This window comes from Sphingobium sp. FW306-1B-F04DB (assembly GCF_058781925.1).
The window spans coordinates 1-950 of the sequence record NZ_JBYSXE010000128.1; the positions used below are offsets into that span (position 1 = coordinate 1).

1 protein-coding gene is annotated in these 950 nt (G+C 65.1%); it reads right to left on the reverse strand.

Annotation, left to right across the window (positions count from 1 at the left end; translation table 11 throughout):
• The coding region (locus tag AC3WJD_RS22010) for a tryptophan halogenase family protein (protein WP_492748996.1) at positions 1 to 950 on the reverse strand (950 nt) is incomplete at both ends.

The following is a 950-nucleotide window of genomic DNA, read 5'->3' on the forward strand; positions in this document are numbered from 1 at the left end:
GGCTCGACAAAGCCCCCCGCGAGGCCGACCGCGACGCAGTTGCGGAACCATTGCTTGCGCCGCACCCCGCCCTTGAACTTGATGTCGAAGGGCTCGATCAGCGGCTCGCCGACGGTCGAGAGCAGCCGGTCGAGCGCCGCGTCGCGCGACAGATAGCCGCTCGCATAGACGATCCCCGCGCCCATGCGGTGCTGCAACGGAATGCGCCATTGCCAGCCCGCGTCGTGCGCGATCGCCTGGGTGTAGGGCATCGGTGGGCCGAGATGTTTCGCCTGGACCGCGATCGCGCTGTCGTTGGGCAGCCAGTGCGACCAGTCCTCGAACCCCGCATGCAGCGCGCCGTCGATCAGCAGGCCCCGAAAGCCCGTGCAGTCGACGAACATATCGCCCTCGATGCGCCGGTCGCCGTCGAGCAGCAGCGCGGCGATATCGCCGGTCTCGCCGTCGAGTTCGACCTTCTGGATCTTGCCCTCGACGCGCTTCGTGCCGTCGGCTTCGGCGAGCTTGCGCAAATAGCGGCCGTAAAGCGTCGCATCGACATGATAGGCATAGTTCATCCGGTCTTCGGGCAGATGCGCGAACTTGCCCTGCAGCCCCGCGGCAACTTCGAGGCAGTAGTCGTCGTACGAATGCGGATAGCCCTTCGCGCGCGCATGCAGCCAGAAATGCTGGAAGCCCGCCGACCAATGGTCCTTCCCGCTGAGACCGAAGCTGTGGAAATAGCTGTGCCCGTCATATTTCCAGTTGTCGAACAGGATGCCCAGTTTGAAGGTCGCCTGCGACGCGCGCATGAATTCGGGCTCGGGGATCCCGAGGATGCGGTTGAAATTGACGAGCGGCGGAATCGTCGATTCGCCGACCCCGATGGTGCCGATCTGTTCGGATTCGACGAGCGTCAGGTCGACGGTGTGGCCCATCGTCCGGGCGATCGCCGCGGCCATCATCCAGCC